This window comes from Thermosipho atlanticus DSM 15807, assembly GCF_900129985.1.
Lineage (GTDB): Bacteria > Thermotogota > Thermotogae > Thermotogales > Fervidobacteriaceae > Thermosipho_A > Thermosipho_A atlanticus.
The window spans coordinates 1-15,071 of record NZ_FQXN01000008.1; the positions used below are offsets into that span (position 1 = coordinate 1).

The following is a 15,071-nucleotide window of genomic DNA, read 5'->3' on the forward strand; positions in this document are numbered from 1 at the left end:
GGGCTTTACATTCCACTATGGATAATTAATAACGAAGAGTGGGGGCGAAGAGACCAGCTTGGTATTGAAGCTTTACATTCCACTATGGATAATTAATAACCCCATTAAACTCTAAAATAAGAAAAATGTGTAAAACTTAAACATGTTTTGTCTATCTCAAATATTGTAATTCAAATTTTTTAAAAAATGGAACAAAATTCCGTGTTAAAGTTTTCGAAGTTATTTTAAATATGCTGTTTGTCTATCTCTAATTATTATTTTGTAAATAAACATCGACAATTATAATAAATTATCAGTTGAGGTTTCAGATTTTCCTAAAAAATCTTTGCTCAACCATTTTTCATTTCTGCTTTTAAAAATTATTATTGAATCAACATCTTTTCTAATAGTGTTTTCTAATTCTTTTTTTAATTTGAAAAGTTGTGATTTTGTTAACTCCCCTTCAAATACTGATTTTTGAACATGGAATAAGTACTTTTTACAAATTTTGAAAACTTTTGATAAAACTTTTTGATTTTTTTCAGTATTGATATCGTAAATTAGTATTACATACATGTTTTTCACCACCAAAGTTTAAAAGCTTCATATTTTTTCTCTTCTAAAAGGTGTTTAACCAGCTTATAGCATTCTAATCTGATCAATTGCTTATAAGAAACATTCTTTTTCAAGGTTTTATGGTAAACCTTATTTTTCAATCTTTCATCATACATTCTTACAATTGTTTTCTTTGCATCTTCTTTAATGTGCGTATAATCAAGTTCCTTTTTTAAATCTTTTTCTGTTATTATATTTTTGTTTAGAAGTGTAAATATAAGCCTATCAACTATCAATGGTTTGAAAACTTCTGAAATATCCAAACTTAAAGAAAATCTTTTTTTACCAGGTTCGTGTAAGTAACTTATTGTAGGATTTAAATATGTTTTGTAAATTTCAGTGAGAGTGGTAGTATACATAATCGAATTAAGAAAAGAAATAAGCGTATTGACAAGATTGCTTGGAGGTCTTTTTACACGTTTTTCAAAAGTGTATTTTGTAATTTTTTCCCAAGATTTGTAGTATGTTTCTCTTATATTACCTTCGATTCCCATAAGCGCTTGTATGTTTTTTTGAAAACTTATTTTATTACGAAAATTTTCAATTTCTAAAAGGAATTCTTTTAATCCTTTTTTTCTGGAATTATAATATCTTAGATTTCTAAACATGTTATAAGCTGCTGAATCAACTAGTTCTTTTGCTATTTCTATTCTTTTCTGAGAGTTTATGTAATGTTCTACTTGTTTTACAAGTAAATTTCCTGATACGTATTTTTCACGAGGATAAAAACTTCCACTGTAAAAACCATAATAATTAAAAAAATGAATAGGTATACCATTTTGTGATAAAAAATCTATTAATTTGGAGTTTATTTCTAATTCTCCAAAAACAAAAATATCGTATACATTTTCAATTGGGATATACGATTTATTTTTAGATTCAAAAATTAAACTGTTATCTTTCCTTCTTAACTTACCACTTGAGAACAAATAAAATGATTTTTTCATAGTTTATACATAACAAAACTCGTAATATGCACACTTTTTACAAAATTTTGCATTAAGAACTTCTGGAATGATCTTTGAGTTTTTTATCTTTTTTATTTCATCAATTACAAATGTTATGTATTCATCATCACTCTTTTCATATTCTATCAATGTTCTTATTCTTAAATTTGGATAATTTATTATTCCTTGTTTTATATCCACACCTAATTTCCTCAAATAGTAAATATAGTACTTTATCTGCCAAATATTTGCATTTTCAAACGTTTTTGATTTTTTTATTTCATATACTATCTTATTTTTCTTTACAAAGTCTATTCGAATGTCATTTATTAAAATGCCTTTTTCAACATTTCTATAAGAGAATTTTTCAAGATTTTTTCCGATTTGTACATCCTCGTTTTCCTCTTCCAACCCTATTTCATGTACAAAAAACCATAGCTTTCTTTTGCAGATGTGGTAATAATAAAATTCTATACCACTAACCAATTTAAGACCTCTCTTCATATAATGTTATCTAAATCTTCATTTGTTTTAGTAGCTGTAATGGCTCCAAGCTCGGAGGAATATTCACAGTCCACTATCGTAATGGTTTCTCGATCGTTTAATTCTATATATTCCTTTTTGTATTTTCCTATTTCATAAATTCCAAGAGAAGTAGTGTATTTGTATAAATTCATTTTGTTTAAATATATCTCTTTTAGAATGTTTTTTCTTTCTTCATTATCTTTTGACTCTTTAATAGATTTTGTCAATAATTTGTATTTTTCTATTATATTTTTTATTTTATCCTTGAATTTATTATATACTGGTTTAGGAATTATGGTTATACTGTCAATATCTCTGAATATTTTTCTGATTTCATTTTTATCTGCCTCATATTCTTTAAACGATTTGACATAATTTAGGTTTTTTTCAAGATTTTCAAGATATTTTGTTTCTTTTAATTTAGCTTTTGAATATACTTTTTTTACTAAATTCATTTTATCCATTTCATGCAAATATCCATCTATTTTTTTTATTTCTGATCTTGATAATTTAAATATATCTTCATCTATTATTGTTCCAACTCCTGAGGGATTGTTGGATTCGTCTCCGATAAATATGAATGCGTTATAATCCCCCTTGAATGCCCTTTTTCTATAAACTCTTCCTAACCTTTGAAAAAGACTGTTTATATCTGAGAGTTCAGTTACTAAAATATCAAAATCAATATCAAGAGAAGCTTCTACTATTGGTGTAGTAATCCAAATACCTTTTCCATTATAATTTTTCCCTAACTTTATAATTTCATTTTCTTTGCTGTCCCTATCCATCTTTATAAATTTGCTATGCAGTAATTTTACTTCACATTCTGGAATTCTTTGTCTTAACTCATTATAAATTTGCTGAGCTTTTCTCACTGTGTTACAAATAACTAGTATTCTATTTCGGTTGTACAATTTTAAAATTAAATCTGGATTTAATACATCCTCTATAACTTTTACACTATGCCTTAGCAGGTTATTAGTGAAAGGAGGTGAAAGTTCGTATTCTATTTTGTATTTGTTTAAGTAATCCAACAAAACTTCTGGTAGAGTAGCAGTTAATATTGCAAATTTTCCACCAAAATCCGTTATCATTTTTAATCCAATAATCAAATATGCTAAAAGCTGTGAAGAGTACATTTGAACTTCATCAATTATGATTTTTGAATACGATAATGTAGCTAATTTCACCTCAAATCCTCGATATCTATAAACTATGTCAAAAAGTTGATCAAGAGTGGAGATTGTCAAGGCAAGTGATAGTTGTTTGGTTTTAGTGTAGTAGACATCTAAAGGCGTATTTTCAAATAAATTTTCCCTTTTAACATACTCAAAAAAACTATCTGAATGCAGGATGCCTACTTTTTCTTTATTTTCTCCTTTTAATATCTTTTGAATAATTCTATCGTATATTGCATTGATTGATACTTTCAAAGGTAATGTGTAGAATCCCTTGTTGTCTCCTATCCAAAGTAATCCAGCTTCTGTCTTTCCCATGCCAGTTTGTGCTGTAACAATAATATTCTTATTTTCATTTTCTATTGCAAATTTTTGTAAATCATTCCACTTATAACCCAGGTTATTTAAGGATGTCCGTAAAAAATCATTTTTTTGTTCAACTTCTATATGAGCACTTGCAGCATAGTCCAATTTATTTAATAATCCTTTTACTAAGACATAATTCTTGAAAGTTTTTTGTTCTCTCTTATAAATTCTATCTCCTAACGTGAAATAATAATCTTCTATTGATTCTTGTACTTCTAACTTAGGAAGTTTATCATATACAAATTTATCGATATTTCTCTTAAGTGATTCCACTTCATTTTCTATATCTTCAATTTCAATGTCAGAAAAATCTCTTTCATGATGGTAAGCTATAGAATGAAATAAAATTACAATTTCTTCTTCTGAAAGATCTAATTTATCAGGATCTATAAAGAGTAAACTTAAAAGAGAATGCGGAATTTCTTTTGGATCTCTTTTCCCAAATTTTATTTTTTTCTGAAATTTTTCATTAATTTTTCCTAGATCATGCAAAACACATGCATACTCTAAAAGCTTCCAATTTATCGGTATGTTAGGATATAAAGTTCTTAAGGTATTTAGTTGTTTTAATAGATTATCAGTATGTTCTTGAATAGTTTCTTTTGGGTTTGATTTAGCTAAGAATTCCATAATATCACTATACTAAAAATACAGGATTTTCATCTTGATCAATTAAAAATTCATACCCTTTTAATAACGACAATATATTAGAGCTGTATAATACTTTTACTTTTTTCCATTTTCTATAAAATTTATTTTTTCCAAATTTTTCTAAGATATAGTTTTTATTTAAATCATAATAAGTCCCAACTATACTATATTCTTCCAGTTTGTTTCTAAATTTTATTGCATTAACATAATTTGTAGGAATATAATATGAATAATTTTTTAACTCATCTTTTAATCTTAATGATTTTTCCAACATTACTTTTTCTATATCTACTATTTTAACTTCTCTTATTATAGCTAAGTCTTCCCTTCTTCCTAATGAAGGATACTCTTTAGGAAACTTTAAAGCAGTTTCAATCACGCTTAAAAGAGTATCATCCTCAGGAACTATATGAATGATTAATTCGACATTAACTAGAACTTCTGTTGTCCCTATTCCTTTTGTTATACCGTATCCATTGACGATTAATTGATGCCTCTTTTCTTCGAATCTATTTTCAGGAGAAAATTCGTATCTTGTGAACATATCGTAGAATTTCGAATAGTGCCTTCCACAAATACTTAATTTCATTTTTTTGTATTCTTCAAAATTACATAGATTGTGAATCATTCCGATTACTGTTGAGTATGGTGGAAGTGGATACGATTCTCTTAGAGAAAATGCTACTGGTATCTTGTAATTTGCTGTTTCTTGTTCAATTTTAACTCGCACTGCTTTCATAATATTTCTTTACCCTCTCTTTCAAAAATTCAAAAAATTCTTTAATACTTACAGCATTTAATTTTTCAAAAATTTCATGTTCGTTTTCAAATATTCCACGCATAAGTCCACTTTTTGTATTTTCTTTTATATTTTCATTAAGATTTAAAATCTCCAGAATAGGCTCCAATTTTAATTTTCGATTTTCGATCATTACAATATTCTGAAAAAACGGATTTTTTATATCATAAACCCCACCTATTACAAATAGTGGCGCCAAAGATTCCCGTCTTCCTTTAATATCTCTATACAAAAACATTATTACATCAAACAATTTATGTATCCTTCTAATTTTTTCATCGGGCGAAAGGTTTACATTGTCATTTTCATCAATGCCTATTTGATCTAAATCAATATTAACAGTATATCTATAAAATGCTCTGTGCATTTCTGATTGTGCAATGTTAGGATCTGCATTTATTCTATCAGCAAGTCCCTTATTTGTGAGAAAATCTATATCTCCTTTAAATTCTTCTAAAGAAATTGCGTTTGAAATTCTTACCTTTGCACTTCTTGTTAAGGCTTGCTTACTTTTCTTAGTTTTCATATAACCAAAAAAGTCTATCTCAGGATATTTTTCAATAGTTGCATCTGGTTTGAATTGAATAACACTTTTGTTACCTTTCTCTTTTTCCACTGGTGTTAGTTCTTCACCAAATTGATTAACTATATTGTATCTAATTGCTTGTCTAGAAATATAGCTTAATTGTTTACCCTCTCTAGACAATTTTTTTAGCGTTGTTACATTACCAATTCCTTCTCCATAATTAAGACTTTCAGCTTCAAAAATAATTGTCATCGTTACCCCTTTTACTTTCATACTATTTCCTCCTTTTCAACTTTTTCATTTATCATACCGGCTATAAATGAATAAGCTACTATTTTGAATAATTCTTTATCATATAGGGTATCTATTATAAGCTTTGGTATATCTTTGTTTACATATAAATAACAATTTAGAAGGATATCCAAAAACTGATCGAACTTTTCAACTTTCAAACTGTTTAAAAGCCTGTAAGCAATTCCAGGAATTTTGTTTACTGAATCTCTTTTTTTGTATTCTTCCCAAAGTTTATAACCTGCATAATTAGCTTTTCTAACTAATTCTTCTTTACCATTCAATTTTCTCACCTCGCTTGTTATGTAATACATAATGTTTAACAGATTATTTATAGTATTATAATTAAAACCTTCATTTTCCGAATTTATTCTTAAATACAAAAGTTTATAAATCAATGGCTCTAAAGGACTTTTATTAATTATTTTGTATAAAGCCTCTTCGTATATTGAATTGGTAATTTTTTTGTTATCACTGTTTGAAATTACATAATAATTATTTAGAAGAGCATTTAATCTTTTCTCGTTATTTTTAAGGATTTTCAAAGTTTCTTTAGAAATAAAATTAAATTTGTAAGCGTCATTATCAAGTTTAACAATTTGAATTTCTGAATACTCTAGCCTAGCTGTTTTATTTAAATTTTGATAAATATTTTTCAACAGCGCAAGGTATGAAGCCTCAAACCTTTCTCTATATTCTGAAAATACTTCCATCTTGATTCTTAAATTTGTCGTATACATATCTTCTATTGATGTGTTTATATTAACAAATATGCCTTTTCCTAAAGTATATATAAAACCAGCAGGTATATTTGAATACACAAAAGTACAAACAGGGCATAAAAATATGTCGTTATTAAAATTCCAAACATTTGATGTTTTTCTTGTAATATCAAAACCAATATTATTTATAAACGAAATTGAATTGGAAAATTGTTTATTTATCTTATTGTTGCAAACAAAACAGTTATGTTTATACCCTGATTTATCACTTTTTATGTACTCAAAAAGAGGTTCTATAAAATACTCTTTATAAGCTTTGTAAAAATCCAATTCTTTGTTGTTTTTGTTTAAAAAACTTACATTAGACCAAAATTTATTTATAACATTATAACTTACATCAGCTACTGGTAAATATTTTTTCACAATATCATTATCGAGAAATTCAAAAATAAATTTTAAAATACTGAGATTTTCTTCTTTACTTACTTTTAAATCTAACTTATCTAAGTGTTCTTCAATAAAAAACTTTTTACCAGTTTTTTCTTCTATAAGAGGTAAAAGTTTTCGATAACTACTTCTTAGCAAACCACTGTTCTTATCTTTAATAAGTCTTATAAATTCGTTAATTTCACTTGCGCTGATTTCAGCAGCGTCTTTTTTTTCAATTATTTTTTTCTTTTCAATTAACCTGTTAAAAAATAAGTTTTTATAAGTATTTATAAAATAATTAAAGTATAATTCATCATAATTTTCCAGCTTATCTAAATCAATAATTAGCTCTTCATCATTTAATTCAACATTATCTCTTCCTAAAACATTTATTATCCCTACCAACCCTGCATTATATAACCAATTCGAGAGTTTTAACGTAATTGTTTTTGCCATTTTATCACCTCATAATATCTCTATCATTCCAAAGCCTGAACTTCTTTTACTTCCAATGCCTGATCTATATAAAAATTCTAATACTTTTTTCTCGCTCTTTATTCTGAAAATTCCTAAATTTGCTCTCAACTTTTTATTGTAATTCATAACTGTCACTTTTTTCAGTTTTAAAATTTCTATATCAAACTCTGAATTATCCATCACAAAGATTTTTTTCAGCTGATAATGTGTGTTTTTTTTCAATATATCAATTGCTCCTTCTTCTGAAAAATATAAATATTCGTCACTTTGTCTTGTGTGATTTCTAATTAAAATTGGTGATAATGTTTTTACAGTTATAAGATTACTTTCTATATTTTTACTTGGAATTTTTAGAATATTATAAAGTTCAAGCCTTGTTTCTTTATAATTAAATTCATGACTTATCATATTTACAAATGCATTGTAAAAATAGATTAATGTTTCATAACTGTATGTTGAAAAAAATAAATTTATAAAATTAGTTTCAAGCTGAATAAAATTTTTATGAAATTCACAATTCTTCATGAACACAGAAAAAGTAAAATCCTTTAGTATTGGATCTTTCTTTTTGTAATATTTTTCTAAAACTTCTTTATCGTAGTTTCCTAAAGAATATTTAAAGAAACTTATAAACATTCTTCTATAATCTAATGGAATTATTTTTGAATTAACTTTAAACATTAACTTTAATCTCATAAGACATCCTCCCCAACGTTTTTAGTATATTATAATAAAATTAATCTTAATTAACAAAATATTAAAACCTACAATTTTTTCTGTTTTTTCAGATTTATCTAATTTTAATTGCAAAATAGTTAGGTTTTTAAATGTTATTACATAAATAATAATTTTTCATGATTACCTTAAAATTTTTCTAATTAACTGACAAAAGCCCAACATTAATTGCGATATAAAAATAAAGCGATGTTATTAATTAGGAATATTTTTCCATTTTAAATTTATAATAATCTATAGCTCTTTTTTACCTAATTACAAAGTATTAAAAAAATGAAAAACCCTCCTCAAATATTTTGAGGAGGGTTAAAGCTAATAACAAATTTTTATTATTATTATTTTCAATCCTTATTTTGCATATGCAACACTTCTCTTTTCTCTTATCACTACCACTTTTAAAACTCCCGGGTATTGTAATTCTTCTTCTATTTTCATTGCTATATCATGCGAAAGTTTCTCTGCCAAAGTATCATCAACTTTATCAGGTTGAACTATTACTCTTACTTCTCTACCAGCTTGAATAGCGTAAGCATTTTCAACATATTTAAAGCTTTTCGCAATTTCTTCAAGTTTAAATAATCTCTTGATATAATTTTCTACATCTTCACGCCTTGCACCTGGTCGAGCAGCAGATAAGGCATCTGCAGCTGCAACTATAACTGCTTCTGGAGTTATTGGTTCTTCTTCGCCGTGGTGTGCCATAACCATATTGATAATTTCTTTACTTTCACCATATCTTTTTAAAATTTCTGCACCAATTACCGTATGTGAACCTTCAACTTCATGATCTAAAGCCTTTCCTATGTCATGTAATAATGCTCCTCTTTTTGTTTTTTCAACATTCAAACCTAATTCAGAAGCAATTAACCCTGCAATCAAAGCTACTTCTATAGAATGTGCCAAAACATTTTGACCATAACTTGTCCTAAATTTAAGTCTACCAAGCAATTTAATTATTTCAGGGTGTAATCCTCCCACACCTGTGACAAAAGTAGCCTCTTGACCTGCTTCCTTAATAATCTTTTCTACTTCCGCCTTAGATTTTTCATACATTTCTTCTATACGTGTTGGATGAATCCTTCCATCAGCAACTAACTTTTCAATTGTTCTTCTTGCAATTTCCCTTCTTAAAGGATTAAAACAACTGACCGTAACCATTTCAGGTGTATCATCAATAATCAAGTCAACACCTGTAACTTTTTCAAATGCTCTAATATTTCTACCTTCTCTTCCAATTAATCTTCCTTTCATATCATCGTTTGGAAGCATCACAGTGCTAATTGTAATTTCACCAGAATATTCTGGTGCATATCTCTGAATTGCATCAGCAATTACTTTTTTAGCATATTTTTCGGAATCTTCATCATATCTTGCCTTTATTTGAGAATAAACCTTTGCAATTTCGTATTCATATTTCTCTCTCGCTTCTTCTAGAACCATTTCTTTAGCTTGTTCTGAAGTTATTCCCGCAAGTTTTTGGAATTTTTCTTCAAGCTCCTTCTCTTTTTCTAATATATTTCTTTGCTTTAATTCAAGTTCATGTCTCAATTCTTCAATATAAGTTTCTTTTTTGTCAAGAAGCTCTTCTCTCTTTGCAACCATTTCTTCTCTCTTTATCAATCTCTCTTCGGAATGTCTGATTTCTTCTTCTCTTGCTCTTCTTTCTCTTTCCCATTCTTCCCTTAACTTATGAATCTCTTCCCTTGATTCTATAATCGCTTTCTTTTTTATTTCATTTGCTTCTTTCTCTGCTTCTTTTATTATATGTTCTGCATCCTTTTTAGCTTTAAATAGATCTTTTTCTATTTTCCTTTTTGAAATTACATATCCTAAAGTTAAACCAAATAGAAAAGCAATGCCACTAATAATATATGTCAACATTACTATTCACCTCCAAATCCTTTTCTATAAAGTAGTTCTCGTGCTTTTTTTTCATCCATACCTTTTGTAATTTCCTTCTTTATTTCTTCCAGATCAACTTCCTCTAAAACTTTTTTTATTGCATCTTCTATAATATACTCATCAACTCCAAGCTTTTTCAACTCTAACTTGATCCTAAAAGGACCTTTTTTGTGTAAAGTCAATGAATCGTAAACATATAGATATGCAAATTTTTCGTCGTCTATAAATCCTTTTTCTTTTAAATAACTTATCGTTTTTTCTATTTCCTCACTCTCGTATCCTTTTTCCTTCAATCTAAATCTAAGCTCATTTTCAGATCTAATACGATACTTCAAAAGCCTTAAAGCATCATTTATTGGATTTCTTTGTTTCTTTCTTTTCACTTGATTCTTCTCCTTTAATTAATCCATGTTTTTCTCTAATCCTTATCTCAATTTCATTTAACAATTCTGAATGATTAACAAGATACTCAATCGAATTATTCTTCCCCTGACCTAAGGAATGTTCAGTACCATTCAAGTCAACATAAGAGAACCAACTCCCACGTCTCGTAACTAAACCTTCATCAACCGCTAGATTGAATAATTCGTATTCTCTTACTATTCCTTTTCCATAAATGATATCTACAATTGCTTCTTTAAATGGTGGGGCAACTTTATTTTTCACAAATTTTACTCTTACTTCATTTCCTATATGATTCTGTCCTTCAGTCAACTTCCCTATGTTTCTAACTTCAAGACGCATTGTTGAATAGAATTTTAATGCTACTCCACCTGTTGTTGTTTCCGGATTTCCATACATTACCCCAATTTTCATACGAGTTTGATTTATAAAAATAACAACAGATTTCGATTTATTAATATTCCCTGCAAGTTTTCTTAAAGCTTGAGACATTAATCTTGCTTGAAGCCCCACCTGTACATCCCCCATAGCACCTTCTATTTCAGCTCTTGGTACCAATGCCGCAACAGAATCAATAACTACTAAATCAACAGCATTACTTCTTACTAAATCATCCACTATCTCAAGAGCTTGCTCTCCATAATCTGGTTGAGCAATTAATAAATTCGATACATCAACACCTAAATTTTGAGCATAAACTGGATCAAGAGCATGCTCTGCGTCAATGAAAGCAGCTATTCCTCCATTTTTTTGTGCAGACGCTATTGCATGGAGCGCTATTGTGGTTTTACCACTTGATTCTGGACCGTATATTTCAATAATTCTTCCTCGAGGATAGCCACCTACTCCTGAAGCAATATCAATAGCTACCGAACCACTTGGAATAACTTCTATATTTTGTACATGCGAATCCTCACCTAAAAGCATTATAGCACCTTTCCCATAAGTTTTTTCAATTTTATTAATCGCTTTTTTAAGAACCTCCATCTTTTCATTATTGCTCATTTTTCATCAAACCTCCTTCAAATTTAATCCTGTAAAGCCATTTATAAATAGGTCCAGCGGGTGTTAAAGTTGATGAATAAATAGTCACACTATCAACCGGTACTGTGATCTTAGGTGTTGTAATGCCTTCAACCAAACTCTCCCATTTTTCCGGGCTAAATTTAACTCTTCCAAGAGTTATATGAGGAACAAAATTTCCTTGATCTTCAAAAGACATTCTAAGTTTCTTCATTTCAGATCTCATTTCAAGATACAATGTCTGCAATGCTTTATTTTGAACAACTTTCAGAAAAAAGACCCTTGGTCTATTTTTAAACCTAAAATAACCAAAACCCGAAACGTCAAAAGAAAAAGAAGGAAATCCAGCAAGCCTTTTTTGCAAACGATTTGCAAGAGTTTCAACCAACGCTTCTTTTACATCTCCCAAAAAAAACAGTGTTAGATGCATATTTTCAGGCTTCACCCATGAAGCTTTGAAACCCATTCTCATAAGCTTTGAAATTGTTTCATTAGCAATTTCATTAACCTCCGAATTTATATCTAAAGCAATAAAAGTTCGCATTCACTCACCCCTTTAAAACTTCCCTATTCTGCACCATATAAATTAACCCAGAAAGGATTGTCACAATTACCACCAAATACCCTATAACATTATTAAAACTCTCAAGATTTTTGAAATACAGTACCTGCAAAAACAAACTAATAACCCATACTATTTGAGAAACTGTTTTCAATTTTCCAAAATAATTTGCTGCTACAACTGTGCCCAAATTCACTGCAGCCATTCGTATTGTAGTCACAAGAGTATCGCGAAAAACAATAACAACTAATATCCAACTTGGTATGAGATTTTGCTGAACAAATACAATTAAAATACTAGTAATCAAAATTTTGTCACTCATTTGATCAAATATCTTTCCAAAATTACTAACCTGATTTAATTTTCTTGCAAAATAACCATCCAAATAATCGCTGAAAGAAGCAATTAAAAATAAAATAAACGCAACTATATAATTCTGCTGGATAAGAAAAGCAACCAGAATCGCCGTTAAAACAACCCTAATCCAAGTAATAATATTGGGAATATTCACAAGATCACTCCTCTATTAATTCCCCTTCAAGATCATACAAATCGGCAAAGGTGATTCTCACTCTATGAAATCCCTTTTTAAACTTTCCTTTTACAAAAACATTACCATCAATTTCTGGACTATCCATATAAGTTCTACCCACTAACACCCCATATTCCTCGTCGTCAAACAAAACATCAAAAACCTTTCCTATAAGTTTATTATTTTTCTCAAAAGAGATTGTTGATTGAATTTCCATTAGTAAATCTAATCTCTCCTGCGCCACATCTTCGGCTACCTTGTTTGGTAAATTATACGATATAGCTTCCTCTTCATCTGAATACAAGAATGCTCCTAATCTGTCAAACCTCACCTCCTGAACAAATTTAATTAACTTTTCAAAATCTTTTTCCGTCTCTCCTGGAAAGCCAACAATAATACTTGTTCTAATAACAGCATTTGGATATTTATCTCTTATTTTTAATATTAACTTTTTTAACTCTTTCGAATCTTTTGTTCTGTTCATCAACTTCAAAATTCTATCGCTTCCATGTTGTACAGGAATATCGAAATATTTTAAAACTTTTGAATAAGAAAAAGCTTCAATGATTTCGTCAGTAATATGATCCGGATGCATGTACAATACTCTAAGCCAAAAATCACCTTCGATATCATTTAAAGATTTTAACAGTTTTGAAAGTGCTTGTTCACCATACAAATCTACTCCATATCCTGTAGTATCTTGTGCAACTAAAATAATTTCCTTTTTTCCACGTTTTACTAAAGTTTCTACTTCTTTTACTATATCTTCAATCTTCCTACTTTTAAAACTCCCCTTAAATAAAGGAATAGTACAGAATGCGCATGCCCTATCACAACCATCAGCTATTTTCACATATGCGTATTGGACGTCCTCATCAATCCTATCTTCAAATTCATATACTGGTTCTGGATTTTTTGATATTAAACTTCTCTTCCCAATGTTTTTTGCAATTTCTTCAGGAGTGACTACTCCAAACCATCCGTCAACTTCTGGTATTTCTTTCTCTAATTCCTTGCCATATCTTTGAACCAAACAACCTTTTACAAAAACTTTGAATTCTTTGTCGAATTTTTTTCTTTCAATATTTACAAGTATTTCTTCTATTGATTCTTTTTTAGATTCTAATATAAAACCACACGTATCAATAATAATCGCATCAGCACGTTCTATATCCTCCACCACGTTATGACCATATTTTTTTAACTTTGCCTTTAAAATAGCACAATCGGCAATATTTTTCGGACACCCTAAAACTTCTACGTAGAAATTCATTTATTTTTTCCCTCACTTAGTTTTAAATACCTTTTTCTTTTTTCCAAGTACATTGTTCTTATTTTCTCCAGTTCTTCTTTATATTCCTTTTCTTTGTAATTGGGATAAGTAAAATCATAATCTTTCCATACGCCGTTGATATACATGAGTGTTGGTTCAGCATAGATTCCTTTCCCTATATAAATTCTATGTGGCCACATTTTCGTAGTCGCAAGAACAAACTGCATATGATGTATATAACCCGGATCAATGTTAAATCTTCTATTTCCATTTACCGCAAACTTTTGTTCGATGTCGTTTGTGATATTTTTTATATCAGCTAATTGATATGGATGAATAAGTCTTTCAAAACTTATTAATATCCCTTTTACTCCTTCTCCCATCTCTTTGTTGTAGTATAAAGTATATTTTTCAAAATCTAAAATATCAGAAATATAATCAATAGGGCCAAAATTTCCTATCAAAGTATCTTTCACTTCATCAAACCAATATTCCACCTGAGATGAAAAAAAGAACATCACCAAATTTACCAAGTCTACTCGTCTTATTTTCCCCATTTTATCACCACCCGGTACTCGTCCATTAAAACCTTCTTTATTTTTTTATCAATTTTTTCAAATAAAGCAGGACCTTTTATATAATACTCTCCTATATCTAAACTGGTTTCTTTTAAAGGGGTTCCATTTATTTCAACATAATTTTTAATTGCTTTTACTTTGACAATTGGAGTATTCTGCACTTTAAAAAATATAACTAATGACAGAACAAACAAAAATACAGAAATGAAAAATATTAAATAAGGAACTAAATAAAAACTTACAACTTTCTTTTTCTTCTCATCATCTTTTGCTACATTCTCGCTCTTTTCTTTTTTTCCAGCTAGATATAAAGACTCTAAATTCTCTTCAATTCCCAAAAATTTTTTCAACTTTCTCAAGTGATTCTTGACATATATTTCTGGTCCAGAAAAGTCTCCACTTAAATACTTAGCTAAGGTATTTTTATCTATACCTAGTTTTATAGAAATATGCAATAAAGATAAATTAGAGGATTCTACCTCTTTTTTTAAAATACTTGATAAAATTTCCCATTCACTTTTTTCCATAATCAATTTATATTATACTCTAAATATACAAC

Annotated in this window: 16 protein-coding genes; all 16 read right to left on the reverse strand. The window is 28.5% G+C overall.

Going from position 1 to position 15,071, the window contains the following annotated elements; translation table 11 throughout:
- Positions 1–279: 279 nt before the first annotated feature.
- The 16 genes from cas2 to BUB65_RS08000 all read right to left on the reverse strand — a co-directional run bounded on the left by cas2 (position 280) and on the right by BUB65_RS08000 (position 15,045).
- Positions 280–555 carry a CRISPR-associated endonuclease Cas2 gene (gene cas2, locus BUB65_RS07925; protein ID WP_073073941.1) on the reverse strand — a complete coding sequence of 92 codons (276 nt, stop codon included), beginning with the start codon at positions 553–555 and terminating at the stop codon, positions 280–282.
- Between the two features lie 5 nt (positions 556–560).
- Positions 561–1,541 carry a type I-B CRISPR-associated endonuclease Cas1b gene (cas1b, locus tag BUB65_RS07930; protein WP_073073942.1) on the reverse strand — a complete coding sequence of 327 codons (981 nt, stop codon included), beginning with the start codon at positions 1,539–1,541 and terminating at the stop codon, positions 561–563.
- A gap of 3 nt (positions 1,542–1,544) precedes the next feature.
- Positions 1,545–2,045, reverse strand: coding sequence for a CRISPR-associated protein Cas4 (gene cas4, locus BUB65_RS07935; RefSeq protein ID WP_073073943.1), 501 nt, complete (start codon positions 2,043–2,045; stop codon positions 1,545–1,547).
- Complete coding sequence (locus tag BUB65_RS07940) at positions 2,042–4,240, reverse strand: CRISPR-associated helicase/endonuclease Cas3 (protein ID WP_084728084.1); 2,199 nt, start codon at positions 4,238–4,240, stop codon at positions 2,042–2,044. The genes cas4 and BUB65_RS07940 overlap by 4 nt, the downstream gene beginning before the upstream one ends.
- A gap of 7 nt (positions 4,241–4,247) precedes the next feature.
- Positions 4,248–5,000 carry a type I-B CRISPR-associated protein Cas5b gene (gene cas5b, locus BUB65_RS07945; protein ID WP_073073945.1) on the reverse strand — a complete coding sequence of 251 codons (753 nt, stop codon included), beginning with the start codon at positions 4,998–5,000 and terminating at the stop codon, positions 4,248–4,250.
- The gene (cas7i, locus tag BUB65_RS07950; protein ID WP_073073946.1) at positions 4,981–5,859 is read right to left on the reverse strand and encodes a type I-B CRISPR-associated protein Cas7/Cst2/DevR; all 879 of its coding nucleotides are present in this window, start codon (positions 5,857–5,859) and stop codon (positions 4,981–4,983) included. Before cas7i ends, cas5b begins: the two co-directional genes overlap by 20 nt.
- Positions 5,856–7,484 (reverse strand): type I-B CRISPR-associated protein Cas8b1/Cst1, encoded by a 1,629-nt coding sequence (cas8a1, locus tag BUB65_RS07955; protein WP_073073948.1) that lies wholly within the window; start codon positions 7,482–7,484, stop codon positions 5,856–5,858. The genes cas7i and cas8a1 overlap by 4 nt, the downstream gene beginning before the upstream one ends.
- 9 nt (positions 7,485–7,493) lie before the next feature.
- Positions 7,494–8,201, reverse strand: coding sequence for a CRISPR-associated endoribonuclease Cas6 (gene cas6 / locus BUB65_RS07960; RefSeq protein WP_073073951.1), 708 nt, complete (start codon positions 8,199–8,201; stop codon positions 7,494–7,496).
- Between the two features lie 387 nt (positions 8,202–8,588).
- A complete protein-coding gene (rny, locus tag BUB65_RS07965) occupies positions 8,589–10,121 on the reverse strand; it encodes a ribonuclease Y (protein ID WP_073073953.1) in 1,533 nt (510 codons plus the stop codon).
- 2 nt (positions 10,122–10,123) lie between these two features.
- Positions 10,124–10,525 (reverse strand): regulatory protein RecX, encoded by a 402-nt coding sequence (locus BUB65_RS07970; RefSeq protein ID WP_073073955.1) that lies wholly within the window; start codon positions 10,523–10,525, stop codon positions 10,124–10,126.
- Complete coding sequence (gene recA / locus BUB65_RS07975; RefSeq protein ID WP_073073957.1) at positions 10,491–11,549, reverse strand: recombinase RecA; 1,059 nt, start codon at positions 11,547–11,549, stop codon at positions 10,491–10,493. Before recA ends, BUB65_RS07970 begins: the two co-directional genes overlap by 35 nt.
- The gene (thpR, locus tag BUB65_RS07980) at positions 11,539–12,111 is read right to left on the reverse strand and encodes an RNA 2',3'-cyclic phosphodiesterase (RefSeq protein WP_073073960.1); all 573 of its coding nucleotides are present in this window, start codon (positions 12,109–12,111) and stop codon (positions 11,539–11,541) included. Before thpR ends, recA begins: the two co-directional genes overlap by 11 nt.
- Before the next feature lie 4 nt (positions 12,112–12,115).
- Positions 12,116–12,640 carry a CDP-diacylglycerol--glycerol-3-phosphate 3-phosphatidyltransferase gene (gene pgsA, locus BUB65_RS07985; RefSeq protein ID WP_073073962.1) on the reverse strand — a complete coding sequence of 175 codons (525 nt, stop codon included), beginning with the start codon at positions 12,638–12,640 and terminating at the stop codon, positions 12,116–12,118.
- A gap of 4 nt (positions 12,641–12,644) precedes the next feature.
- Entirely contained in the window at positions 12,645–13,934 is a 1,290-nt protein-coding gene (rimO, locus tag BUB65_RS07990) for a 30S ribosomal protein S12 methylthiotransferase RimO (protein WP_073073964.1), read from the reverse strand.
- Positions 13,931–14,491, reverse strand: coding sequence for a DUF4416 family protein (locus tag BUB65_RS07995; protein WP_073073965.1), 561 nt, complete (start codon positions 14,489–14,491; stop codon positions 13,931–13,933). Before BUB65_RS07995 ends, rimO begins: the two co-directional genes overlap by 4 nt.
- A complete protein-coding gene (locus tag BUB65_RS08000; RefSeq protein ID WP_084728085.1) occupies positions 14,479–15,045 on the reverse strand; it encodes a helix-turn-helix domain-containing protein in 567 nt (188 codons plus the stop codon). Before BUB65_RS08000 ends, BUB65_RS07995 begins: the two co-directional genes overlap by 13 nt.
- Positions 15,046–15,071 lie beyond the last annotated feature (26 nt).

Coding starts and splice junctions, on each gene's coding strand:
- cas2 (WP_073073941.1), bottom strand. CDS start 555: ATGTATGTAATACTAATTTACGATATCAATACTGAAAAAAATCAAAAA.
- cas1b (WP_073073942.1), bottom strand. CDS start 1,541: ATGAAAAAATCATTTTATTTGTTCTCAAGTGGTAAGTTAAGAAGGAAA.
- cas4 (WP_073073943.1), bottom strand. CDS start 2,045: ATGAAGAGAGGTCTTAAATTGGTTAGTGGTATAGAATTTTATTATTAC.
- BUB65_RS07940 (WP_084728084.1), bottom strand. CDS start 4,240: ATGGAATTCTTAGCTAAATCAAACCCAAAAGAAACTATTCAAGAACAT.
- cas5b (WP_073073945.1), bottom strand. CDS start 5,000: ATGAAAGCAGTGCGAGTTAAAATTGAACAAGAAACAGCAAATTACAAG.
- cas7i (WP_073073946.1), bottom strand. CDS start 5,859: ATGAAAGTAAAAGGGGTAACGATGACAATTATTTTTGAAGCTGAAAGT.
- cas8a1 (WP_073073948.1), bottom strand. CDS start 7,484: ATGGCAAAAACAATTACGTTAAAACTCTCGAATTGGTTATATAATGCA.
- cas6 (WP_073073951.1), bottom strand. CDS start 8,201: ATGAGATTAAAGTTAATGTTTAAAGTTAATTCAAAAATAATTCCATTA.
- rny (WP_073073953.1), bottom strand. CDS start 10,121: ATGTTGACATATATTATTAGTGGCATTGCTTTTCTATTTGGTTTAACT.
- recA (WP_073073957.1), bottom strand. CDS start 11,549: ATGAGCAATAATGAAAAGATGGAGGTTCTTAAAAAAGCGATTAATAAA.
- thpR (WP_073073960.1), bottom strand. CDS start 12,111: ATGCGAACTTTTATTGCTTTAGATATAAATTCGGAGGTTAATGAAATT.
- rimO (WP_073073964.1), bottom strand. CDS start 13,934: ATGAATTTCTACGTAGAAGTTTTAGGGTGTCCGAAAAATATTGCCGAT.
- BUB65_RS07995 (WP_073073965.1), bottom strand. CDS start 14,491: ATGGGGAAAATAAGACGAGTAGACTTGGTAAATTTGGTGATGTTCTTT.